The organism is Pantoea sp. B270 (genome assembly GCF_018726825.1).
Taxonomy (GTDB): Bacteria; Pseudomonadota; Gammaproteobacteria; order Enterobacterales; family Enterobacteriaceae; genus Pantoea; species Pantoea dispersa.
Genome location: NZ_JAHCSX010000001.1, coordinates 659944 through 681626 on the forward strand (window position 1 = coordinate 659944; position 21683 = coordinate 681626).

The 21683-nt window shown below is 58.8% G+C and carries 22 protein-coding genes; 17 read left to right on the top strand and 5 right to left on the bottom strand.

Features of this window, described 5'->3' with window-relative positions; all coding sequences use genetic code 11:
* Positions 1-45: 45 nt before the first annotated feature.
* Positions 46-1584: a murein biosynthesis integral membrane protein MurJ gene (murJ, locus tag KOL70_RS03205; RefSeq protein ID WP_058759461.1), complete on the top strand. Its 1539-nt coding sequence runs from the start codon at positions 46-48 to the stop codon at positions 1582-1584.
* A 67-nt stretch (positions 1585-1651) separates the two neighbouring features.
* Here the strand turns inward: murJ and flgN are convergent, their stop codons facing one another.
* The 3 genes from flgN to flgA form a co-directional block, all read right to left on the bottom strand.
* Positions 1652-2083 (bottom strand): flagellar export chaperone FlgN, encoded by a 432-nt coding sequence (gene flgN, locus KOL70_RS03210; RefSeq protein WP_058769621.1) that lies wholly within the window; start codon positions 2081-2083, stop codon positions 1652-1654.
* Between the two features lie 5 nt (positions 2084-2088).
* Positions 2089-2391: a flagellar biosynthesis anti-sigma factor FlgM gene (flgM, locus tag KOL70_RS03215; protein WP_058775421.1), complete on the bottom strand. Its 303-nt coding sequence runs from the start codon at positions 2389-2391 to the stop codon at positions 2089-2091.
* A gap of 106 nt (positions 2392-2497) precedes the next feature.
* Positions 2498-3157: a flagellar basal body P-ring formation chaperone FlgA gene (gene flgA, locus KOL70_RS03220; protein WP_021506424.1), complete on the bottom strand. Its 660-nt coding sequence runs from the start codon at positions 3155-3157 to the stop codon at positions 2498-2500.
* A gap of 154 nt (positions 3158-3311) precedes the next feature.
* Here flgA and flgB point away from each other — a divergent pair, with 154 nt between their 5' ends.
* The 11 genes from flgB (at position 3312) to flgL (ending at position 13202) form a co-directional block, all read left to right on the top strand.
* A complete protein-coding gene (gene flgB, locus KOL70_RS03225) occupies positions 3312-3725 on the top strand; it encodes a flagellar basal body rod protein FlgB (RefSeq protein WP_021506423.1) in 414 nt (137 codons plus the stop codon).
* Between the two features lie 2 nt (positions 3726-3727).
* Complete coding sequence (gene flgC, locus KOL70_RS03230) at positions 3728-4132, top strand: flagellar basal body rod protein FlgC (protein ID WP_021506422.1); 405 nt, start codon at positions 3728-3730, stop codon at positions 4130-4132.
* Between the two features lie 12 nt (positions 4133-4144).
* On the top strand, positions 4145-4819 hold the full coding sequence (flgD, locus tag KOL70_RS03235; protein ID WP_021506421.1) for a flagellar hook assembly protein FlgD: 675 nt from the start codon (positions 4145-4147) through the stop codon (positions 4817-4819).
* A gap of 25 nt (positions 4820-4844) precedes the next feature.
* Complete coding sequence (flgE, locus tag KOL70_RS03240) at positions 4845-6047, top strand: flagellar hook protein FlgE (RefSeq protein ID WP_215480201.1); 1203 nt, start codon at positions 4845-4847, stop codon at positions 6045-6047.
* 20 nt (positions 6048-6067) lie between these two features.
* Positions 6068-6826 carry a flagellar basal body rod protein FlgF gene (locus KOL70_RS03245; RefSeq protein ID WP_058759464.1) on the top strand — a complete coding sequence of 253 codons (759 nt, stop codon included), beginning with the start codon at positions 6068-6070 and terminating at the stop codon, positions 6824-6826.
* 17 nt (positions 6827-6843) lie between these two features.
* The gene (flgG, locus tag KOL70_RS03250; RefSeq protein WP_021506418.1) at positions 6844-7626 is read left to right on the top strand and encodes a flagellar basal-body rod protein FlgG; all 783 of its coding nucleotides are present in this window, start codon (positions 6844-6846) and stop codon (positions 7624-7626) included.
* A gap of 62 nt (positions 7627-7688) precedes the next feature.
* Entirely contained in the window at positions 7689-8399 is a 711-nt protein-coding gene (locus KOL70_RS03255) for a flagellar basal body L-ring protein FlgH (protein WP_021506417.1), read from the top strand.
* Positions 8400-8468: 69 nt separating this feature from the next.
* Positions 8469-9518, top strand: coding sequence for a flagellar basal body P-ring protein FlgI (locus KOL70_RS03260; protein ID WP_230201060.1), 1050 nt, complete (start codon positions 8469-8471; stop codon positions 9516-9518).
* The gene (gene flgJ, locus KOL70_RS03265) at positions 9518-10459 is read left to right on the top strand and encodes a flagellar assembly peptidoglycan hydrolase FlgJ (protein ID WP_021506415.1); all 942 of its coding nucleotides are present in this window, start codon (positions 9518-9520) and stop codon (positions 10457-10459) included. The genes KOL70_RS03260 and flgJ overlap by 1 nt, the downstream gene beginning before the upstream one ends.
* A 116-nt stretch (positions 10460-10575) precedes the next feature.
* Entirely contained in the window at positions 10576-12219 is a 1644-nt protein-coding gene (gene flgK / locus KOL70_RS03270; RefSeq protein ID WP_021506414.1) for a flagellar hook-associated protein FlgK, read from the top strand.
* 17 nt (positions 12220-12236) lie between these two features.
* Positions 12237-13202 carry a flagellar hook-associated protein FlgL gene (gene flgL, locus KOL70_RS03275; protein WP_059010446.1) on the top strand — a complete coding sequence of 322 codons (966 nt, stop codon included), beginning with the start codon at positions 12237-12239 and terminating at the stop codon, positions 13200-13202.
* A gap of 181 nt (positions 13203-13383) precedes the next feature.
* Here flgL and rne read toward each other — a convergent pair whose 3' ends face one another.
* Positions 13384-16671 carry a ribonuclease E gene (gene rne / locus KOL70_RS03280; RefSeq protein ID WP_215480202.1) on the bottom strand — a complete coding sequence of 1096 codons (3288 nt, stop codon included), beginning with the start codon at positions 16669-16671 and terminating at the stop codon, positions 13384-13386.
* A gap of 573 nt (positions 16672-17244) precedes the next feature.
* Between rne and rluC the strand changes: the two genes are divergently transcribed.
* Complete coding sequence (rluC, locus tag KOL70_RS03285) at positions 17245-18204, top strand: 23S rRNA pseudouridine(955/2504/2580) synthase RluC (protein ID WP_021506411.1); 960 nt, start codon at positions 17245-17247, stop codon at positions 18202-18204.
* Positions 18205-18214: 10 nt separating this feature from the next.
* Here rluC and KOL70_RS03290 read toward each other — a convergent pair whose 3' ends face one another.
* On the bottom strand, positions 18215-18796 hold the full coding sequence (locus KOL70_RS03290) for a nucleoside triphosphate pyrophosphatase (protein WP_193751874.1): 582 nt from the start codon (positions 18794-18796) through the stop codon (positions 18215-18217).
* A gap of 143 nt (positions 18797-18939) precedes the next feature.
* Between KOL70_RS03290 and yceD the strand changes: the two genes are divergently transcribed.
* The 4 genes from yceD to KOL70_RS03310 are packed head-to-tail and all read left to right on the top strand — an operon-like array spanning position 18940 to position 21668.
* On the top strand, positions 18940-19461 hold the full coding sequence (gene yceD, locus KOL70_RS03295; protein WP_058759469.1) for a 23S rRNA accumulation protein YceD: 522 nt from the start codon (positions 18940-18942) through the stop codon (positions 19459-19461).
* A 14-nt stretch (positions 19462-19475) separates the two neighbouring features.
* Positions 19476-19646: a 50S ribosomal protein L32 gene (gene rpmF, locus KOL70_RS03300; RefSeq protein ID WP_016192161.1), complete on the top strand. Its 171-nt coding sequence runs from the start codon at positions 19476-19478 to the stop codon at positions 19644-19646.
* Positions 19647-19673: 27 nt separating this feature from the next.
* Entirely contained in the window at positions 19674-20714 is a 1041-nt protein-coding gene (gene plsX, locus KOL70_RS03305) for a phosphate acyltransferase PlsX (protein ID WP_058759470.1), read from the top strand.
* Positions 20715-21668 (top strand): beta-ketoacyl-ACP synthase III, encoded by a 954-nt coding sequence (locus KOL70_RS03310; RefSeq protein ID WP_021506407.1) that lies wholly within the window; start codon positions 20715-20717, stop codon positions 21666-21668. It abuts the gene before it with no gap.
* Positions 21669-21683: the final 15 nt, after the last annotated feature.

Genomic DNA, 21683 nt, shown 5'->3' on the forward strand with positions numbered 1-21683 from the left:
TAAGTTGCTCATTTATCCGACACTTTTCAGGATGCGCCACTCATTATGAATTTGCTGAAATCGCTGGCTGCGGTCAGTTCGATGACCCTGTTTTCCCGCGTGCTGGGCTTTGCCCGCGACGCCATCGTGGCGCGCGTTTTCGGGGCTGGCATGGCCACCGATGCCTTTTTCGTGGCGTTCAAACTGCCCAATCTGCTGCGCCGTATTTTCGCCGAAGGCGCCTTTTCACAGGCCTTCGTGCCAATTCTTGCCGAATATAAAAGCAAGCAGGGCGAAGACGCCACGCGGGTGTTTGTTGCCTATGTATCAGGCCTGCTGACGCTGGTGCTGGCGGTGGTGACGGTGCTGGGCATGGTCGCTGCGCCCTGGGTAATCGTGGTAACGGCGCCGGGTTTTGCCGATACCGCCGACAAGTTCGCCTTAACCAGTTCGCTGCTGCGCGTCACCTTTCCTTATATTCTGCTGATCTCGCTGGCGTCGCTGGCCGGGGCGATTCTTAATACCTGGAACCGCTTCTCCGTCCCGGCGTTCGCGCCCACGCTGCTGAATATCAGCATGATCGGCTTTGCGCTGTTTGCCGCGCCGCACTTCCATCCGCCGGTGATGGCGCTGGCGTGGGCAGTGGTAGTGGGCGGGCTGCTGCAGCTGTTTTATCAACTGCCGCACCTGAAAAAGATTGGCATGCTGGTACTGCCGCGCGTCAACCTGCGCGATGCCGGCGTGTGGCGGGTGATGCGCCAGATGGGCCCGGCGATTCTCGGCGTGTCGGTGAGCCAGATCTCGCTGATCATCAATACCATTTTCGCCTCGTTTCTGGTCTCCGGCTCGGTGTCGTGGATGTACTACGCCGATCGTCTTATGGAGTTTCCCTCTGGCGTGCTGGGCGTGGCGCTCGGCACCATCCTGCTGCCGTCGCTGGCGAAGAGTTTTGCCAGCGGCAACCACGATGAATATTCCCGTCTGATGGACTGGGGCCTGCGTCTGTGCTTCCTGCTGGCGCTGCCGAGCGCGGTTGCGCTGGGCATTCTTTCCGGTCCGCTCACCGTGGCGCTTTTCCAGTACGGCAAATTTACCGCTTTTGATGCGGCGATGACCCAGCGCGCGCTGATTGCCTATTCGGTTGGGCTGATGGGGCTGATCGTGGTGAAAGTGCTGGCGCCGGGCTTCTATTCGCGTCAGGACATCAAAACGCCGGTTAAGATTGCTATCGCCACCTTGATCATGACCCAGCTGATGAACCTGGCGTTTATCGGCCCGCTGAAGCACGCCGGTCTGTCGCTGTCGATTGGTCTGGCGGCCTGCCTGAATGCGGCGCTGCTCTACTGGCAGCTGCGCAAACAGCAAATCTTTCAGCCGCAGCCGGGCTGGCACGGTTTCCTGCTGCGTCTGCTGGTCGCCGTCGCGGTGATGGCTGCTGCGCTGCTGGGCATTCTGCAGGTGATGCCAGCGTGGGAAGAGGGGCAGATGTGGTGGCGGTTACTGCGTCTGGCGGCGGTGTGCGCCATTGGCGGCGGCGCTTACTTCGTGATGCTCGGTTTACTGGGCTTCCGCCCGCGCGATTTTGCCCGCCGCACAGCGGTGTGAGCGCACAATAAAAAAGGGTCGCCCGGCGTGGCGACCCTGATTCAGCGGACCCGCAGCACGGCTGCGTTTAGCCTTTGCGGCTCAGCGTGGTCTGGCCTAAACCACGACCGTCCGGACCGTAGAACGACTGGGTCTGATGCGGTTTCAGCACCGACAGCGCCTGTTCGGTAAAGGTCATCTGATGCTGCAACAGCATGCCATTGTGCTGATTGGCGTCGCGCAGACGCTGGGTATGTTGCTGAATGCTGTGCCAGCGGCGTGCGATATCACTGTGACCACGATAAGGCGCTTTGGTACCCAGCGACAGCTCGGTTTTGCGGCGCATTTCGTCCAGATAATTCAACGTCGTCAGCAGCGCGCTTTTATCTTCTGTAATGCGCTGCAGCAGGTTGCCATTAATCCGTCCGGCAGAAAGTTGCTGCTGCTCTTCATCCATCACGACGTTAAGCGAACTCAGCACATCCTGCATTTTATCTAAGGTGGTCAGCAGATTATCCATCGGGACTATTTACCCTCTAAAAACGCCCTGGTATCGGCGATCAGCGCATCGGCGATCTTACCGGTATCCATTTTCAGTTCACCATTACGAATGGCGGTCTTCAGCTGCTCTACGCGCGCTGTGTTAATATCTTTGCTGCCCGGCTGCATCAGCTGCGCCTGAGCGGGACTCAGCGTCACTTCCGCACCATTCTGGCTGGTGCTGGCGGCCGGTGCGCTGTTCTGACGCACTTTTGCCTGGTTGTCGCTGCTGTCACGGGTTTGTACAGTGCTCACCGGTTTTAAAGGCTGCGTTCTGTCGATACTCATGGTGTGGCTCCTGTTAGGGTCAGTTGGGGATCAGCCAACTGAGTCAGCATAGGGTAATATCATTGTTGATATCTCTATCGGCAGAACAACAGCGTTCTTTAACGCTTTATAGCGATATCAGAATATTCCCATCCTCGCTGACACGACCGCTCACCACCTGGCCATTGCTCATGCGCACGCGCACCGTCTGCGCCGCGCTGGCGTTGTTCAACGCACGACCTTCACTGCTGGCATTAAAGCCGTTGCCGCTGGCAATCACCATCACATTCTGACCGGCTTTCACCCGCCACGGCTGGCGCAGCATGGTGGCCGTCACCGGCTGGCCTGGCGCAATGTCACGCAGGGCAATGGCGTCCGCCAGATTGCTGCTGCTGAGCAGCGCGCGCGCCGGCAGCGTATCCAGCCGGCCACTCTCCAGGCGGAAGTCACTGGCGCTGACGTTGCTGCCGCGCGCCAGCTGACGATTGGCCACCAGATACTCGCCGGTCACCTGCACCTGCACCTGCAGATAGCGACGATTCTGGCCGCAGCTGGCGGCAATGCTCAGATTGCCCCACTGGCGACTGTTCCCCGGCAGCAGCAGCTGCGGTGTGTCGCAGGCGGGCCACTGCGTCTGCGGCGTGCGGACCACCACGGTCATACCGGCGGCGTGCTGCGGATCGCGCGCCTGAAAGAACTGAGTCAGCTGCGCGCTGAGATCGGCGGCATAGCCGGGCGTCGCGAAGGCCAGCCACAGCAGGGCCAGCAGGGAAGAAGTTGTACGCATCAACGCCTCCTGTCGAAAAGATGGCACTGAGTCTACTCCGCGCACCAAAAATTCAAGGTGAAAAATAGCCACGATTTTTGCTGCTATTCAGACGATAGCCCTTGCTTTTGTCCCATTAAGCTGTCAGCTCGAAATTCTCATTCGCGGAGGAAGCATGCTCGACAAACTCGATGCCGCGCTGCGATTTGGTACTGAAGCATTAAACCTGCGGGCGCAGCGCCAGGAGATTCTGGCGTCTAACATTGCCAACGCCGATACCCCGGGCTACCAGGCGCGGGATATCGACTTTGCCAGCCAGCTGAGCAAGGTGATGCAGAACGGCCGTGCCGAAGGCAGCAGCCTGGCGCTCAATGTCACGTCATCACGTCACATTGAAGCGCAGACCAATTCACAGCCCGCACTGGATCTGCTGTACCGCATTCCCGATCAGCCTGCCGCGGATGGTAACACCGTGGATATGGATCGCGAGCGTACGCAGTTTGCGGATAACAGTCTGAAATACCAAACCGATCTCACCCTCATCAGTAGCCAGATCAAAGGCATGATGAGCGTTCTGCAGGGGCAATAATCATGGCATTGCTGAATATCTTTGATATCGCCGGTTCTGCGATGACCGCACAGTCACAGCGGCTCAACGTCAGCGCCAGTAACCTGGCCAACGCCGACAGCGTCACCGGGCCGGACGGCCAGCCGTACGTGGCGAAGCAGGTGATTTTCCAGACCGATGCCGCTCAGGGCGCGGCCACCGGCGGCGTCAAAGTAGCCGGTGTCGTGAACGACCCGACGCCCGCCAAACTGGTGTATGACCCGGGTAATCCGCTGGCTGACCAGAAAGGCTACGTCAAAATGCCTAACGTCGACGTGGTCGCCGAAACCGTTAACACCATGTCCGCGTCGCGCAGCTATCAGGCCAACGTCGAAGTGCTGAACACGGTGAAGTCAATGATGATGAAAACCCTCACCATGGGTCAGTAACGGAGACGCATTATGAGCCTTGCAGTAGGGATTAAAGACAACCTCGACCCCACGGTCCTCAGCTCCAGCAGCAGCACCGGCAGCGGCAACAGCGCGCAGGATCTGCAAAACCAGTTCCTGAACATGCTGGTGACGCAGCTGAAAAATCAGGACCCGACTAACCCGATGGACAACAGTCAGCTGACAACCCAGCTGACGCAGATCAACACCCTGAGCGGCATTGAAAAACTCAATACCACGCTGGGATCGATCTCCGGTCAGATCAGCACCAGCCAGTCGCTGCAGAGTTCAACGCTGATCGGCCATGGCGTGATGGTGAAGGGCAGCCAGGTGCTGGTCGGCAGCGGCACCAGCACGCCGTTTGGCGTGGAGCTGGGCACCGCGTCGACCGCCACCAGCGTCACCATCAAAGATGGCAACGGCAGCGTAGTGCGCTCCATCGATCTCGGCGGTCTCAGTGCCGGCGTTCACACCTTCTCGTGGGACGGCAAGATGGACGATGGCAGCGCTGCACCGGACGGCAAATATACGGTTTCACTCGCCGCCAGCAATGGCAGCACCCAACTGGTGGCACAGCCGCTGAACTACGCCTATGTCAACGGCGTCAGCACCGTGAATAACACCGCAAAACTGGATCTCGGCACCATGGGCTCCGCGACCCTCGATGAAATTCGTCAGATTCTCTGACTAACCTCTTAGCAGGAGAAATAGCATGTCATTTTCACAAGCGGTGAGCGGCCTGGGCGCTGCCTCCAGCAACCTCGACGTTATTGGTAACAACATCGCCAACTCGGCGACGGCCGGCTTTAAATCCAGCACCATCGCGTTTGCCGATATGTTCGCCGGTTCGAACGTGGGTATGGGTACCAAAGTCGCAGCGGTGATTCAGAACTTTAACGACGGCACCACCACCTCTACCAGCCGTGGGCTGGACGTGGCGCTGAGCGGCAACGGTTTCTTCCGTCTGACCGACGCCAGCGGCGGCGTGTTCTATTCGCGCAACGGCCAGTTCACGCTGGACGAAAACCGTAACCTGGTGAACACCCAGGGCCTGACCGTAACCGGCTATCCGGCTAACGGCACCCCGCCAACCATTCAGGCCGGTGCCAACCCGGTCGCGCTGAGCATTCCGACCACCCAGATGTCGGCACGCGCTACCACTACCGTCACCATGGTATCCAACCTGAACTCAACCGATGCGGTGCCAACCGGCGGTGCGTTCACGGCAACCAACGTGGATACTTACAACGCCAAAAGCACCGTGACCGTGTACGACTCGCAGGGTAACGACCACGCGCTGGATCTGTACTACGTCAAAACGGCCGACAACAACTGGACGGTGCACGCGATTGATTCCACCACCGGTCAGGCTGCCGGTAACTTCAACATGGTATTCGATACCAGCGGTAACCTGACCTCGGCCAGCACCGTGGCGCTGACCATTCAGGGTGCCAACGGTGCCGCGGCCAACCAGGCCGTCAGCCTCAGCGTGCTCGGCAGCCTGCAGCAGAACACCGGCAAAACCAACTTCGGTAACCCAACCCAGGATGGCTATGCGCCGGGCGATCTGACCAGCTACACCATCAACGATGACGGCACCATCACCGGGACTTACTCCAACCAGAAAACCCAGCTGCTGGGTCAGATTGTGCTGGCGAGTTTCTCTAACCCGGAAGGGCTGAAGTCCGAAGGCGATAACGTCTGGTCGGCAACCAACTCCTCGGGCCAGGCGGCAGTCGGTCTGGCAGGCACCGGTACCTACGGCAACCTCACCTCCGGCGCGCTGGAAGCGTCCAACGTCGACCTGAGTAAAGAGCTGGTGAATATGATCGTTGCCCAGCGTAACTATCAGGCCAACAGCCAGACCATCAAAACGCAGGACCAGATTCTTAACACCCTGGTCAACCTTCGTTAATACGCTAACGGGATTGCTTTATGGATCACGCAATATATACCGCGATGGGCGCGGCCAGTCAGACGATGGAGCAACAGTCTGTCACCGCCAGCAACCTCGCCAACGCCTCGACGCCGGGCTTTCGCGCTCAGCTCAATGCGCTGCGCGCGGTGCCGGTCAACGGCTGGTCGCTGCCAACACGTACGCTGGTCGCCGCTTCCACACCGGGTGCCGATATGTCGCAGGGCTCGCTCGATTACACCGAGCGTCCGCTCGATGTGGCGGTGCAGCAGGATGGCTGGCTGGCGGTGCGTACCGCTGACGGCAGCGAAGCTTATACCCGCAACGGTAACATGCAGATCAGCCCGACCGGCCAGCTGACCATTCAGGGCAATCCCGTGATGGGCGATGGCGGTCCGATTGCCGTGCCGCAGGGCGCGCAACTGACCATTGCCGCCGACGGCTCCATCACCGCGCTTAACGCCGGTGACGCGCCGAACGCCACGGTGCAGCTTGGACGGCTGAAGCTGGTACGTGCCACAGGCCAGGAACTGACGCGCGGTGATGACGGCATGTTCCGTCCCAGCGCCGCCACTCAGGCACAGCGCGGCGCGGCGCTGCCGAATGACGCGACCGTGCAGGTGATGCCGGGCGTGCTGGAGGGCAGCAACGTGAAGCCCGTGGAAACCATGGTCGACATGATCGCCAACGCCCGACGTTTTGAGATGCAGATGAAAGTGATCTCCAACGTCGATGAAAACGAACAGCGGGCTAATCAGCTACTCAATATGAGCAGCTAAGGCTTAAGGAAAACACAATGATTCGTTCTTTATGGATCGCGAAAACCGGTCTTGACGCACAGCAGACCAACATGGACGTCATCGCCAACAACCTGGCGAACGTCAGCACCAACGGCTTTAAGCGTTCACGCGCGGTGTTCGAAGACCTGATGTACCAGACCCTGCGTCAGCCGGGTGCGCAGTCGTCAGAACAGACGACGCTGCCGTCGGGCCTGCAGATCGGTACCGGTGTGCGTCCGGTGACCACCGAACGTCTGCACAACCAGGGCAACCTGTCGCAGACCAGCAACTCAAAAGATGTGGCGATCAACGGTCAGGGCTATTTTCAGGTGCAGATGCCGGACGGTACGTCGGCGTATACCCGCGACGGCTCGTTCCAGGTGGACCAGAACGGCCAGCTGGTGACCAACGCCGGTTTTCCGGTGCAGCCAGGCATCACTATTCCGGCGAATGCCACCAGCATCACCATTGCGCGTGACGGCGTGGTGACGGTGACACAGCAGGGGCAGACGCAGCCGGCACAGGTTGGCCAGCTGACGCTCAGCACCTTCATGAACGATGCCGGACTGGATAGCGTCGGGGAAAACCTCTATCAGGAAACCCAGGCCTCCGGTGCGCCGACCGAAAGCACGCCGGGCCAGAACGGGGCCGGTCTGCTGTATCAGGGTTACGTGGAAACCTCCAACGTCAACGTGGCGGAAGAGCTGGTGACCATGATCCAGACGCAGCGCGCTTATGAGATCAACAGCAAAGCGATCAGCACCTCCGATCAGATGCTGCAGAAGTTAACCCAGCTGTAATGCCGGGATCGTTGGGCCAGCGCGTCTGGCCCGATTAAGAACATGAAAAAGGTCAGAACTCCGTGGCGAAGCAAGTGATTCTCAAGCCTGGGCATTGGTTAGTAGCCACGCTGCTACTGACCCTTAACGGTTGTGCGCTGGTGCCGCGCACGCCACTGGTACAGGGTGCGACGACGGCTGAGCCGACGCCATCCGCACCGCCGGTGGTGAACGGTTCCATTTTTCAGGGCGTGGCGCCGCTCAACTACGGCTATCAGCCGCTGTTTGAGGATCGTCGTCCACGTAACATTGGTGACACCCTGACCATCACGCTGCAGGAAAACGTCAGCGCCAGCAAAAGCTCTTCAGCCAATGCCAGCCGCGACGGCAGCAACAGCTTTGGCCTGAGCGCCATCCCAACCGGCCTGGCCGGACTGGTGGGCGCCGGCGGCGAAAAAGCCGCGCTCGATGCCAACGGCAAAAACGATTTCGCTGGCAAAGGTGGCGCGACCGCCAACAACACCTTTACCGGCACCATCACCGTCACCGTTAACCAGGTGCTGTCGAACGGCAACCTGCGCGTGGTCGGCGAGAAACAGATTGAAATCAACCAGGGCACCGAATTTATTCGCTTCTCTGGCGTAGTGAACCCGCGCACCATCAGCGCCAGCAACGCGGTGTTGTCAACGCAGGTCGCCGATGCACGTATTGAGTACGTCGGTAACGGTTATATCAATGAGGCGCAGACCATGGGCTGGTTCCAGCGCTTCTTCCTGAACGTCTCGCCGATGTAAGAGGTCATGATGAAAAACACTACACTGCTGCGTTTGGGCCTGGGCCTGTTGCTCGGCATCAGCAGCCTGATGGCGCAGGCCGATCGCATCCGCGATCTCACCAGCGTGCAGGGCGTACGCGATAACCAGCTGATTGGTTACGGTCTGGTGGTTGGCCTTGATGGCACCGGTGACCAGACCACCCAGACGCCGTTCACCACGCAAACGGTGAGTAACATGCTGTCGCAGCTGGGCATCACCGTGCCTGCCGGCACCAACATGCAGCTGAAAAACGTGGCGGCGGTGATGGTCACCGCCAAACTGCCGTCGTTTGCCCGTCAGGGACAGACGGTTGACGTGGTGGTGTCCTCACTGGGTAACGCCAAAAGTTTGCGCGGCGGTACGCTGCTGATGACGCCGCTGAAGGGCGTCGATAACCAGGTTTACGCGCTGGCGCAGGGTAACATTCTGGTCGGCGGGGCGGGTGCCTCGGCCGGCGGCAGCAGCGTGCAGGTTAACCAGCTCAACGGCGGCCGCATTACCGGTGGCGCCACCGTGGAGCGCGAGCTGCAGAGCAACTTCGGCAGCCAGAACACCATCAACCTGCAGCTTAACAACGAAGATTTCACCATGGCGCAGCGCATTGCTGATGCCATCAACAGCCGTGGCGTGGGGTCAGCGCTGCCGCTGGACGCCCGTACCGTGCAAATCCGCGTGTCGCCAAATAACAGCTCGCAGGTACGTCTGCTGGCGGAGATCCAGAACATCGACGTGTCGGTACCGCTGGAAGACGCCAAAGTGATCATTAACTCGCGTACCGGTTCGGTGGTGATGAATCGCGAAGTGACGCTCAACACCTGTGCGGTGGCGCAGGGCAACCTGTCGGTCACGGTTAATCAGCAGCAGAATGTCAGCCAGCCGGATACGCCGTTTGCCGGTGGTCAGACGGTTGCCACCACGCAAACGCAGATCGATCTGCGTCAGAGCGGTGGCGCGCTGCAGCGGGTTAACGCCAGTGCCAACCTGAACAACGTAGTGCGGGCGCTGAATGCGCTGGGTGCGACACCGATTGAGCTGATGTCGATTCTGCAATCGATGGAGAGCGCGGGCTGCCTGCGCGCGAAGCTGGAAATTATCTGATGACCGATACGCAATCGCTGATGAACGCGGCGTATGACAGCCGCTCGCTGAACGAACTGAAACGCCAGGCTGCCGTGGACCCGAAAGGCAAAGCGCTGCAGGTGGCGAAGCAGGTCGAAGGGATGTTCGTGCAGATGATGCTGAAGAGCATGCGTGAAGCGCTGCCGCAGGATGGCATGCTGAGCAACGATCAGACGCGGCTTTACACCTCGCTTTACGATCAGCAGATTGCGCAGGAAATCGGCAAGCGCGGGCTGGGTCTGGCCGACACCATTGTCAAACAGATGCAGCCGGCGCAGGCACCGGACGAAAGCGCCGGTACCGTGCCGATGAAGCTGGATAACAGCTTCATCTATAGCAGCATGGCGCCCACGCAGCTGGAGCAGATGGTGCGCAAAGCGGTGCCGCGTCTGCCGGTCTCGCCGGCCAGCCTGCCGGGTGACAGCAATGAGTTTATCGCCCAGCTGGCGCAGCCGGCGAAAGTGGCCAGCCAGCAGAGCGGCATTCCTCACCATCTGATTCTGGCGCAGGCGGCACTGGAGTCCGGCTGGGGCCAGCGGCAGATCCTGACGCGCGACGGCAAGCCGAGCTACAACGTGTTCGGGATCAAAGCCAGCGGCGACTGGAAGGGCGAAACCACCGACATCATGACCACGGAATACGAGGGCGGTGAAGCGAAGAAAGTGCGCGCCACCTTCCGCGTTTATGGCTCCTATTTCGAAGCGCTCAGCGACTACGTGCGGTTGATCTCCAGTAACCCGCGTTATGCGGCGGTGGCGAATGCACCAAGCGCCGAGCAGGGCGCGCGCGCGCTGCAGGCGGCTGGCTACGCGACTGACCCGAAATATGCGCAGAAACTGGTAGGAATGATCCAGCAATTCAAAAACATGGGCGAAAAAGTGGTTAAGGCTTACAGCCAGGATTTCACCGACCTGTTCTGATTTTTCCGCTCAAGTTTCGCTTAAGCACGCCGATAACCTTTACATGCCGCGGGCGTTGTGGCCCGCGCAATCGCACTGATGACTGCCAGCCCGGTTAACGGGAAAAAGGAACCGAGATGTCCAGCATAATTAACTCCGCGATGAGCGGGCTGAGCGCCGCACAGGCCGCATTAAGCACCACCAGTAACAACATCAGTAATTACACCGTGGCCGGTTATTCGCGCCAGACGATTTTGCTGTCGCAGGCCAACAGCACGCTGCAGGGCAGCAACTATTATGGCAACGGCGTCAACGTGACCGGCGTGCAGCGTGAATACGATGAGTTTATTACCGCCCAGTTGCGCGGTAACAGCGCCAACTACAGCGCGGTCAATTCACAGTACAACCAGATTTCGAATATTGATGATCTGCTGTCGACGTCGACCACCAGCCTGTCTGACTCGATTCAGAGCTTTTTCACTAACGTGCAGAACGTGGTGAGTAACGCGGACGATCCTTCTGCGCGTCAGTCTATGCTGAGCTATGCGCAGGGACTGGTAAACCAGTTCCAGACTACCGCACAGTATCTGACCAGCATGCAAAACAGCGTCAATACGGACATCAAAGCCAGCGTCGAGCAGATCAACACCTACTCCAGCCAGATTGCCGATCTCAACACGCAGATCGCCAAGCTGACCACCGGCGGCGGCTCTGCGCCTAACGACCTGCTCGATCAGCGCGATCAGCTGGTCAATAACCTGAATGGCCTGGTCGGCGTAAACGTTTCGCAGCAGGACGGTAATTACATCGTCTCGATGGGCAACACCACGCTGGTCAACGGCAGCAAAACCACCTCGCTGATCGCCATGCCTTCCAGCAGCGATGCGTCGCGCATTACCGTGGGCTATGTCGATAAGCAGGCCGGTAACGTTGAGATCCCGGAAAAAACGCTGACCACCGGTTCGCTCGGGGGCCTGCTGGCGTTCCGTACCCAGGATCTGGATAACGCGCAGAACCAGCTCGGGCAGCTGGCAGCAGCATTCACCACCAGCTTCAACCAGGTGCACAGCCAGGGCTATGACAGCAAAGGCAACACCGGCATCAACTTCTTCAATATTGGTAGCCCGACAGTGGTGACCAATAGCAAAAACACCTCAGCCGCCACTGTCAGTGCCAGCTGGACCGACACCGGGGCGATGAAAGCCTCTAACTACAGCGTCAGCTATGACGGCAGCAACTGGTCGGTGACGCGTCTTTCCGACAACGTGAAAGTGACGCCGACCATGGGCAGCGACGGTGCCGGCAATACCACCATGAGCTTTGACGGACTGTCATTAACGGTAAATGGAACGGCTAACGCCAAAGACAGCTTCCTGGTCAAACCGGTGCAGGATGTGATTAGCGGCATGTCAGTGGCTATCACCAGTGAATCGCAGATCGCGGCAGCTTCGGCTGCGGGTGGCGCCAGCGATAACCGTAACGCGCAAAAGCTGCTGGACCTGCAGGATGCCAAACTGATTAACGGTAACGCCACGCTGGCGCAGGGTTATGCCAGCCTGGTGAGCACCGTCGGCAACAAAACCAAAAACCTCGAAACCGCCGCTACCACCCAGAAGGGCGTGGTGACGCAGCTGACCGAACGTCAGCAGTCGGTTTCTGGCGTAAACCTCGACGAAGAGTACGCCAACCTGAGCAAATATCAGCAATTTTACATGGCGAACGCGCAGGTACTGCAAACCGCCAATACCATTTTCGATGCTCTGATGAGCATTCGCGGTTAATACGGGAGGCCTGACCGATGAGACTCAGTACCAACATGATTTTCGACCAGCAGGTGCGCGGCGTCACTGACGCGCAATCCTCCTGGCTGAAAGCGGGTGAACAACTGTCAACCGGTCGCCGCGTGACCAATCCGTCTGACGATCCGATCGCCGCTTCGCGCGCCGTGGTGCTGTCGCAGACGCAGGCGCGCGACAGCCAGTTCGCGCTGGCGCGTTCGTTCGCGAATCAGGGACTGTCGCTGGAAGAGAGCACGCTGAGTGATGTCACGACGGCGATTCAGTCGGCGCAATCCACGCTGATCAGCGCCGGTAACGGCTCGCTGAGTGACGATGACCGCGCGTCTTATGCTACCCAGCTGGAGGGCATTCGCTCGCAGCTGCTCAACCTGGCCAACAGCAAAGACGGGAACGGCCGCTACCTGTTTGCCGGCTATGCGTCCGACAAGCCGCCGTTCACCGAAGATGCCAGCGGTAAAATCATCTATAGCGGTGGCAGCGACGCGATCACCCAGAAAGTCGACAGCGAACGCACCATGACGGTGGGCCATACCGGTAATTCAATTTTTGACCAGCTGACCAGCAACGCCAAGCCGGAGCCGGATGGCAGCGCCAGCCAGACTAACCTGTTCGATATGCTGGATGACGCCATTGCAGCGCTGAAAGTGCCGCAGAATGACGCTGACGATGCCACTAAACAGACCTTCAGCGCGGCGATGGACAAGGCCAACCGTGGCTTCAGCAACTCGCTGAACAACGTGCTGGCGGTGCGTTCTGAGATTGGTACCCAGCTGGACGAACTGGATACGCTGGATGCAAAAGGTGACGACCGCAAGGTGACGCTGAAAGATCAGATGAGCACGCTGGTTAACGTCGATTACACCGAAGCCATTTCTACCTACACCATGCAGCAGCAGCTGCTGCAGGCGTCGTACACCACCTTTAGCGATATGTCGAAGATGTCTCTGTTCCAGATGAATAAATAAACCTGACTGTTTGAGCGTACTTAAACCGGGTACGCTTAGTTTTTCCCACTGCCTGCGAGGGCCGTGGGATTTTTTTTGGCTTTTATTCAGAGTGTTCAGTCAGGTGGGAGGGGAGAATGCGGGCAATAAAAAACCCCGGACCAGCCGGGGTTTGGAGACGGTAGTGCTCTACAGCAGAGACTTACGCGCTTTCCGGACGGGTAGCCGGTGCGGTAGCCTGATGCGTGGCGCTATGACCACCGGCTGAACCGCGTCCTTCGAAGTTGAAGGCCGGACGAACCCAGTCACTGTGGCGCTCGGGCTCAGGTTCCCATGCCGGTGCCGGTGCTTTGGTCATCGGCGCCGTAGCGTGATGCTTGAAGCGGGTCTCAGCATGGCTGACCCCGGTATCACGGGCGGCAACCGGTGCGTGCGGTTCGGTGACCGGCGCGACAGGCTCTTCGGCCGCTACCGGCGCGGACAGCACCTCTTCTACCTGCGCTTCAATCGCGGGTGACACCTCGATCGGAGCCTGTTCCGCTGCGCTAACCGCTTCGGTAACCACTTCGGTAACCACTGGCTGCGTCTCATCGGCAGGCGTAACAGCCGGTTGCGCTTCTGCTGCGGTTTCCTGTGCAACTGCTTCATCGGCTGCGGAAATCACTGCTGGCTGGTTATCAACCGGTGCCGCCACTGGCGTCAGGTCATCAGTATTCACCACCGGCACCTCAGTGTGCGCCTGCGGTTCAGCCTGATGCACCACTTCTGGCGCTGGCGTTTCTGGCTGTGCCACGGCAGCGGCTTCGACAGCTACAGGCAGTTCTTCCGCCGGGGCGGCATCCTGATAGCCATAGTCTGGCATTTCGTTCAGCGCCTGGTTAGAGGTGAAGTGCTCGTGAGTCTGCGTGACCGGATAGGTGATCCACACTTTGCCTGACGCCATCTCTGGTGAGGCAGCTGCTGTTTCCAGCGGCATCGCAGACTGCGTAGGGTAACGCTCGTCACGATAGCGACGACGACGCTGACCGCTGACGCGCAGATGACGCGGTGAGCGACGTGAACGGCGCGGCATGTTGGCCCCGTCACGGTTCTCGCTGTCATCCTGCTCATCCTGAGCGATTTCAACTTGCTCTTTCAGCTGGGCGCGCTGGCTGTTTTCCTGCACCGCTTCAGTAACGGCAGCGGCAGGCAGCTCAGCAGGCATCGCGTCAGCGTTGTCACCTACGCGCACGCGCTGACTGAGCTGGCGCTGTTTGCGACGCGGCATAACCTGAACGCGTTCGTCTTCCTGCGCAACGCTGTCATCAACGCTATCAACAACAGGCACCTGCTCAGCAACCTGCGGTTCCTGCTGCGCACGTTTCTCTTCCTGACGACGACGCTGGCGCTCAGCACGCTGTTCGCGACGCTGTTGCTGCTGCTCATCACGCTGCTGCAGTTGCTCTTCAGTCAGCGCCGGACGCTCGCCGCGCGCGTCATTCTGACGCTTGTTACGGCGGTTATCCTGATCGCGTGGCTCGCGGGCTTCACGAGGCTCACGGGGTTCCCGCGGCTCGCGCGCTTCACGTGGCTCACGGCCTTCACGGCTCTGCGCATGCTCACCGTTACGCGGCGTGCGCTCGCGGCGATTGTTGTTGCGACGATTGTTACGACGCTCACCACGCTGCTGCGTATTCTCACCGTCAGCCGTTTTCGCTTCGGTCTTCTCTTCAGCAGGGGCTGCGGCGGGCGCATCACCGGCAAACAGTTTTTTCAGGCCACCCAGCAGGCGCGCAACAAAACCGGTGCTGACGGTCGCGGGTGCTGCGACCGCCGGTTTGGCTTTGACGTCAACCGCTGCCGGCTGGCTCTCTTCGCTCACTTCAACCGGAGCCGGTGGTGCATCCGGCATCACGAAGGCGGCCAGTGCTGGCTGCTCCGGACGACGACGCTCAGCGTGCTCTTCTTCCGAAGGCAGCGCCATCTCAGCTTCATGCAGTTTCGGCAGGTGATAGGAGAGGGTTTGCGTCTCTTCACCTTTGCGCACGCGCAGCACCGAGTAGTGCGGCGTTTCCATCTGATCGTTTGGCACGATGATGGCACGCACGCCGCCCTGACGTTTCTCAATCGCACTGACCGCTTCACGTTTTTCGTTCAGCAGGTAAGAGGCCACCTGAACCGGCACAATGGCGTGCACTTCTTTGGTGTTGTCTTTCAGCGCTTCTTCTTCAATCAGACGCAGGATCGACAGCGACAGCGATTCGTTATCACGAATGGTGCCGGTGCCGCTACAGCGCGGGCAGACGTGATGGCTGGACTCACCCAGTGACGGGCTGAGGCGCTGACGCGACATCTCCAGCAGACCAAAGCGTGAAATGTGGCTGATCTGGATACGCGCCCGATCCTGACGTACCGCTTCACGCAGACGGTTTTCCACGGCGCGCTGATGGCGCACAGGCGTCATATCGATGAAGTCGATAACAATCAGACCACCGAGGTCGCGCAGACGCAGCTGACGGGCAATCTCGTCGGCGGCTTCCAGGTTAGTGTTGAAGGCGGTCTCTTCGATATCACCACCGCGTGTAGCGCGGGCGGAGTTGATATCAATGGCGGTCAGCGCTTCGGTGCTGTCGATAACGATAGAACCGCCGGACGGCAGGCGCACTTCGCGCTGGAACGCCGATTCAATCTGCGATTCGATCTGGTAATGGCTGAACAGCGGAATTTCACCGGTGTACAGCTTGATTTTGCTGCTGAAGTCCGGACGACCGAGCGCGGCGATGTGCTGACGCGCCAGCTCCAGCACTTTCGGGTTATCGATAAGGATTTCACCGATATCCTGACGCAGGTAGTCGCGGAAGGCGCGCACAATCACGTTACTTTCCTGATGAATCAGGAACGGTGCCGGGCGGCTGTCTGCGGCTTTTTTGATGGCTTCCCAGTGCTTCAGACGGAAGCTGAGGTCCCACTGCAGCGATTCGGCAGATTTGCCGACGCCAGCGGTACGCACGATCAGGCCCATGCCGTCCGGCAGCTCCAGCGCTGAGAGCGCCTCTTTCAGCTCGGTTCGGTCGTCACCTTCGATACGGCGGGAAATGCCGCCAGCGCGCGGGTTGTTGGGCATCAGCACCAGATAGCTACCGGCCAGCGAAATAAAGGTGGTCAGTGCTGCCCCTTTATTACCGCGCTCCTCTTTATCGATTTGTACGATCACTTCCTGGCCTTCACGCAGCACATCTTTGATGTTCGGACGGCCATGCGCGTTGTAATTAGCAGGGAAGTATTCGCGGGAAATTTCTTTCAGAGGGAGGAAACCGTGACGCTCGGCACCGTAATCAACAAACGCAGCTTCGAGGCTGGGTTCAATACGGGTGATTTTACCTTTGTAGATGTTGGCTTTTTTCTGCTCGTGTCCGGGGCTTTCGATATCCAGATCGTACAGACGTTGTCCGTCAACAAGGGCAACGCGCAACTCCTCCTGCTGAGTTGCGTTGATTAACATTCTTTTCATCGTGACTTACTCGTTATTCTCACATGAGTGATAAAGCTGCGGGCATCGTTACCCTGGACGAGAATCAACCGATGGCCCCGTGTCTGCATGCACTGACGTCAACCTCACGGTTGTCGGCGGCTAAAGGGGCGCAAATCTTGTCGGTGGCCTGTTTTTCATAAGGAAAACCAGCGCCTGAAGGTGGAAGTGCTACAGAGTATTCAAAAATCCACACATCCCAGTCTGTCGTCCAGGCCGCAACCCGCAGCCCGCTAAGTGCCTGATTAAACATCACGTCTTACGCCATTGCTGCGTGTCCGTTTCATCCGGCAAAATACCTTAATTTCGCTCTTTTTCCTGCCTGACTCTTTCCAGGACAGAAACCTCTGCATTATTCCATTGCTTAGCAACTTATAGCAAGGCGACTTTTACCGAGCTGTGAAGTTTGTTCATCCTTAACCTGTTCATTTGCAGGGGTAATCATCGCATCGTTGAAAAAGCCAGCATTCTGGCCGCGTAACGCGGCGATAAAGTCAGAGTTAAGCACAGAAAAAGGGGTGGCGCTATCCGGGGACACTATTTAGAATCGCCGCCATGAAAACAGAGAATCCCGGCGTACAGTTTGTCGCCATCACGGCTGAAAATGCCGGTCAACGTATTGATAACTTTTTGCGCACCCAGCTGAAAGGGGTGCCGAAAAGCATGATTTACCGCATCCTGCGTAAAGGCGAGGTGCGGGTGAATAAGAAGCGCGTAAAACCTGAATATAAGCTGGAAGACGGCGACGAAGTGCGCGTGCCGCCGGTGCGCGTGGCCGAGCGTGAAGAGCAGGCAGTGTCGCCCAAACTGGATAAAGTAGCGGCGCTGGAGTCGTGCATTCTGTATGAAGACGATTATCTGCTGGTGCTGAACAAACCGTCCGGCACCGCGGTGCACGGCGGCAGCGGGCTGAGCTTCGGCGTGATTGAAGGGCTGCGCGCGCTGCGCCCGGAGGCGCGTTTCCTTGAACTGGTGCACCGTCTCGATCGTGACACGTCCGGCATTTTGCTGGTGGCGAAGAAGCGCTCGGCGCTGCGTTCGCTGCACGAGCAGCTGCGTGAGAAGGGCATGCAGAAGGATTATCTGGCGCTGGTGCGCGGCGACTGGCCATCGCACCTGAAAGTGGTGCAGGCACCGCTGCTGAAAAACATACTGCAAAGCGGCGAGCGCGTGGTGCGGGTCAGCGCCGAGGGCAAGCCGTCAGAAACGCGCTTTAAAGTTGAAGAACGTTTTGGCCTGGCGACATTAGTTAAAGCCAGTCCGGTGACCGGACGTACGCATCAGATTCGCGTGCATACCCTGCATGGCGGGCACCCGATTGCTTTTGACGATCGCTATGGCGATCGCGAATTCGATCGCCAGCTGGCACCAACCGGTCTGGCGCGGCTGTTCCTGCATGCTGCCGCGCTGACGTTTACCCATCCCAACACCGGCGAAAGCCTGCGTATGGAAGCGCCGCTGGATAAGGCTCTGAAGCACTGCCTGTCCCAGCTGCGCCAGCAGAAAAAAGCCTGACAGCGTGGCATCAGCCCAGCGGATTGATGCCCGCCTGCCTTAGCAGGCCATTCAGCGCGATCAGCGGTAAGCCAATCAGGCTATTGGGATCGCGCCCCTCCAGCCGTTCAAACAGACAAATCCCCAGTCCCTCACTTTTGAAACTGCCGGCGCACTGCAGCGGCTGCTCCAGCTCGACGTAGCGCGCGATCTCAGCCGTGCTCAGTTGCCGAAAATGCACGGTAAAGGGTTCACACAGCACATGCTGCTGCGCGCTGGCGGGGTGAATCAGCGCCAGGCCGGTATAAAAGGTAATGGCTTTACCGCTCGCCAGCGCCAGCTGCTGGCAGGCGTTCTCTGCGGTATGCGGCTTGCCGGCGATGCGGCCGTCCAGTACACAGACCTGATCGGACCCAATGATCCAGTGCGCAGGATAGCGCGCGGCCAGCGCCTGCGCTTTGGCGATGGCCAGCCGCTGCACCAGCTGCGGCGCGGCTTCTCCCGGCAGCGGCGTTTCATCGCTTTCAGGGGCGGCAGTGATAAACGGCAGGCCGAGCTTGCGCAGCAGCGCCTGACGGAACGGAGAGGTTGAGGCTAAAACCAGCGGTGTCATCATTTTTTTGCAGAAGTGATAGCGTAAAGATGACAGGCATTTTAAACTATGCGCCGCACTGGATGCGACTAACGGGTGAAAGATGCTGTAAACCGGCCTTTTTCTTTGACTCTATGACGTTACAAAGTTAATATGCGCGCCCTATGCAAAAGGTAAAATTACCCCTGACGCTCGATCCGGTCCGCGCCGCGCAAAAACGCCTGGATTATCACGGTGTTTACGCACCTGAATTGGTGGCGCGCCTGGCCGAAACGGTCGTGAGTGTGGACAGTGATGTGGAATGTGCCATGTCGTTTGCGGTTGACAACCAGCGCCTCGCGGTTCTGCAAGGAACAGCCGATGTGCAGGTAACGTTGTTATGTCAACGCTGCAACCAACCGTTCCCGCATGCTGTGCACGTAAGCTATTGCTTCAGTCCTGTCTCTTCTGATGAGCAGGCCGAGGCACTGCCGGAAGCCTACGAGCCGGTCGATGTCAACGATTTCGGTGAAATCGACCTGCTGGCGGTGATCGAAGATGAACTCATCCTCGCGCTGCCGGTCGTTCCGGTGCATGATTCTGAACACTGTGAAGTGTCCGACGCGGACATGGTCTTTGGCCAGCTGCCTGAAGAGGCGGAAAAACCAAACCCATTTGCCGTATTAGCCAGTTTAAAGCGTAAGTAATAGGAGTAAGGTCCATGGCCGTACAACAGAATAAACCAACCCGTTCTAAGCGTGGTATGCGTCGTTCGCACGATGCGCTGACCACTACCACTCTGTCAGTAGATAAAGTTTCTGGTGAAACTCATCTGCGTCACCATATCACTGCGGATGGTTACTACCGCGGTCGCAAGGTTATCACCAAGTAATTCTTTGCGGTTACGCAAGGCGATACCTTGACACGTTTGACCCTGGCAGTTGATGCCATGGGCGGGGACTTCGGTCCCTGCGTGACAGTGCCTGCAGCCTTGCAGGCACTGGCCTCTCATTCGCAGCTGGTTCTTCTTCTGGTCGGCGATCCCGACATCATCTCGTCATTTCTTGCCAAAGCGGATTCCTCGTTACTGGGGCGTGTGCAGGTAATCCCTGCCGAATCGGTTATTGCAAGTGATGCCAAACCCTCGCAGGCGATTCGTAACAGCCGCGGCAGCTCCATGCGCGTGGCGTTAGAGCTGGTGAAAGAGGGGAAAGCGCAGGCGTGCGTCAGTGCCGGCAATACCGGTGCGCTGATGGGCCTGGCAAAATTATTACTGAAGCCGCTGGATGGCATTGAGCGTCCGGCGTTGATGACCGTGCTGCCGCATCAGCAGCACGGCAAGACGGTGGTGCTGGATCTGGGCGCTAACGTCGATTCCGACAGTGAAATGCTGGTGCAGTTTGCAGTGATGGGTGCGGTGATGGCGGAAGAAGTGCTGGAAATCAGCCAGCCGCGCGTCGCGCTGCTCAACATCGGTCAGGAAGAGACGAAGGGGCTGGAGACGATTCGCGCCGCATCGGCGGTGCTGCGGGCCTCGCCGCAGATCAACTATATTGGTTACCTTGAGGGGAACGATCTCCTCACCGGCAAGACGGATGTGCTGGTCTGTGATGGCTTCGTGGGTAATGTCACGTTGAAGACCATGGAAGGCGTGGTAAGAATGTTTCTTTCTCTGCTCAAATCGTCAGGTGAAGGAAAAAAACGGGCCTGGTGGCTGAAATGGCTGGGACGCTGGATCCAAAAGCGTCTGGCTAAACGTTTCGGTCATCTCAACCCCGACCAGTACAATGGCGCTTGTCTGTTAGGATTGCGCGGGACAGTGATCAAGAGCCACGGCGCGGCGAATCAACGCGCGTTTGCCGTGGCGATAGAACAGGCAGAGCAGGCGGTGCGCAAGCAAGTTCCCGAGAGAATTGCCGCGCGCCTTGACGCTGTATTAGCCAGGAGTGACAAAGCGTAGATGTTTACCAAAATTATCGGTACGGGCAGCTATTTGCCTGAGCAGGTTCGCAGCAACGCGGACCTGGAAAAAATGGTGGAGACTTCGGACGAGTGGATTGTCACCCGGACCGGTATTCGTGAACGTCGCATTGCGGCACCGGATGAAACGGTGGCCAGCATGGGCTTCACCGCGGCCCAGCGTGCGCTGGAAATGGCGGGCGTAGCTGCCAGCGACGTTGGCCTGATCATCGTGGCAACTACTTCTTCCAGCCACGCCTTCCCGAGCTCAGCGTGCATGATTCAGCAGATGCTGGAAATCAACGACTGCGCCGCCTTCGATCTCGCAGCCGCCTGTGCCGGCTTTACCTATGCACTGAGCGTGGCCGATCAATACATCAAAAACGGTGCGGTGAAGCACGCGCTGGTGATCGGCGCGGATGTGCTGGCTCGCACCCTCGATCCTGACGATCGCGGCACCATCATCCTGTTTGGTGATGGCGCGGGTGCCGTGGTGCTCGGCGCAAGCGAAGAAGCGGGCATCCTCTCCACGCATCTGCATGCCGATGGCCGCTACGGTAAGCTGCTGACGCTGCCGTACCAGGATCGCGCGCATCAGGATGAGCCGGCTTACCTCACCATGGCCGGCAACGAAGTGTTTAAGGTCGCGGTCACTGAGCTGGCGCATATCGTCGATGAAACGCTGCAGGCGAATAATCTCGATCGTGAACAGCTTGACTGGCTGGTGCCGCATCAGGCCAACCTGCGCATCATCAGCGCCACCGCCAAAAAGCTCGGCATGGGCATGGATAAAGTGGTGGTGACGCTGGATCGACACGGCAACACCTCGGCAGCGTCGGTGCCAAGCGCGCTGGACGAAGCGGTACGTGATGGCCGCATCAAGCCCGGACACCTGATTTTGCTCGAGGCCTTTGGTGGCGGTTTCACCTGGGGCTCGGCGCTGGTTCGCTTTTGATTGACAGGAACGCAA

What these genes read in the sequence shown, in the direction of transcription:
- murJ (WP_058759461.1), top strand. Translation starts at nt 46, where the DNA reads ATGAATTTGCTGAAATCGCTGGCTGCGGTCAGTTCGATGACCCTGTTT.
- flgA (WP_021506424.1), bottom strand. Translation starts at nt 3,157, where the DNA reads ATGCGTACAACTTCTTCCCTGCTGGCCCTGCTGTGGCTGGCCTTCGCG.
- KOL70_RS03245 (WP_058759464.1), top strand. Translation starts at nt 6,068, where the DNA reads ATGGATCACGCAATATATACCGCGATGGGCGCGGCCAGTCAGACGATG.
- flgD (WP_021506421.1), top strand. Translation starts at nt 4,145, where the DNA reads ATGAGCCTTGCAGTAGGGATTAAAGACAACCTCGACCCCACGGTCCTC.
- flgC (WP_021506422.1), top strand. Translation starts at nt 3,728, where the DNA reads ATGGCATTGCTGAATATCTTTGATATCGCCGGTTCTGCGATGACCGCA.
- rpmF (WP_016192161.1), top strand. Translation starts at nt 19,476, where the DNA reads ATGGCCGTACAACAGAATAAACCAACCCGTTCTAAGCGTGGTATGCGT.
- flgL (WP_059010446.1), top strand. Translation starts at nt 12,237, where the DNA reads ATGAGACTCAGTACCAACATGATTTTCGACCAGCAGGTGCGCGGCGTC.
- KOL70_RS03260 (WP_230201060.1), top strand. Translation starts at nt 8,469, where the DNA reads ATGGCGCAGGCCGATCGCATCCGCGATCTCACCAGCGTGCAGGGCGTA.
- rne (WP_215480202.1), bottom strand. Translation starts at nt 16,671, where the DNA reads ATGAAAAGAATGTTAATCAACGCAACTCAGCAGGAGGAGTTGCGCGTT.
- yceD (WP_058759469.1), top strand. Translation starts at nt 18,940, where the DNA reads ATGCAAAAGGTAAAATTACCCCTGACGCTCGATCCGGTCCGCGCCGCG.
- flgJ (WP_021506415.1), top strand. Translation starts at nt 9,518, where the DNA reads ATGACCGATACGCAATCGCTGATGAACGCGGCGTATGACAGCCGCTCG.
- flgB (WP_021506423.1), top strand. Translation starts at nt 3,312, where the DNA reads ATGCTCGACAAACTCGATGCCGCGCTGCGATTTGGTACTGAAGCATTA.
- KOL70_RS03310 (WP_021506407.1), top strand. Translation starts at nt 20,715, where the DNA reads ATGTTTACCAAAATTATCGGTACGGGCAGCTATTTGCCTGAGCAGGTT.
- flgN (WP_058769621.1), bottom strand. Translation starts at nt 2,083, where the DNA reads ATGGATAATCTGCTGACCACCTTAGATAAAATGCAGGATGTGCTGAGT.
- flgG (WP_021506418.1), top strand. Translation starts at nt 6,844, where the DNA reads ATGATTCGTTCTTTATGGATCGCGAAAACCGGTCTTGACGCACAGCAG.
- flgE (WP_215480201.1), top strand. Translation starts at nt 4,845, where the DNA reads ATGTCATTTTCACAAGCGGTGAGCGGCCTGGGCGCTGCCTCCAGCAAC.
- KOL70_RS03290 (WP_193751874.1), bottom strand. Translation starts at nt 18,796, where the DNA reads ATGACACCGCTGGTTTTAGCCTCAACCTCTCCGTTCCGTCAGGCGCTG.
- flgM (WP_058775421.1), bottom strand. Translation starts at nt 2,391, where the DNA reads ATGAGTATCGACAGAACGCAGCCTTTAAAACCGGTGAGCACTGTACAA.
- rluC (WP_021506411.1), top strand. Translation starts at nt 17,245, where the DNA reads ATGAAAACAGAGAATCCCGGCGTACAGTTTGTCGCCATCACGGCTGAA.
- flgK (WP_021506414.1), top strand. Translation starts at nt 10,576, where the DNA reads ATGTCCAGCATAATTAACTCCGCGATGAGCGGGCTGAGCGCCGCACAG.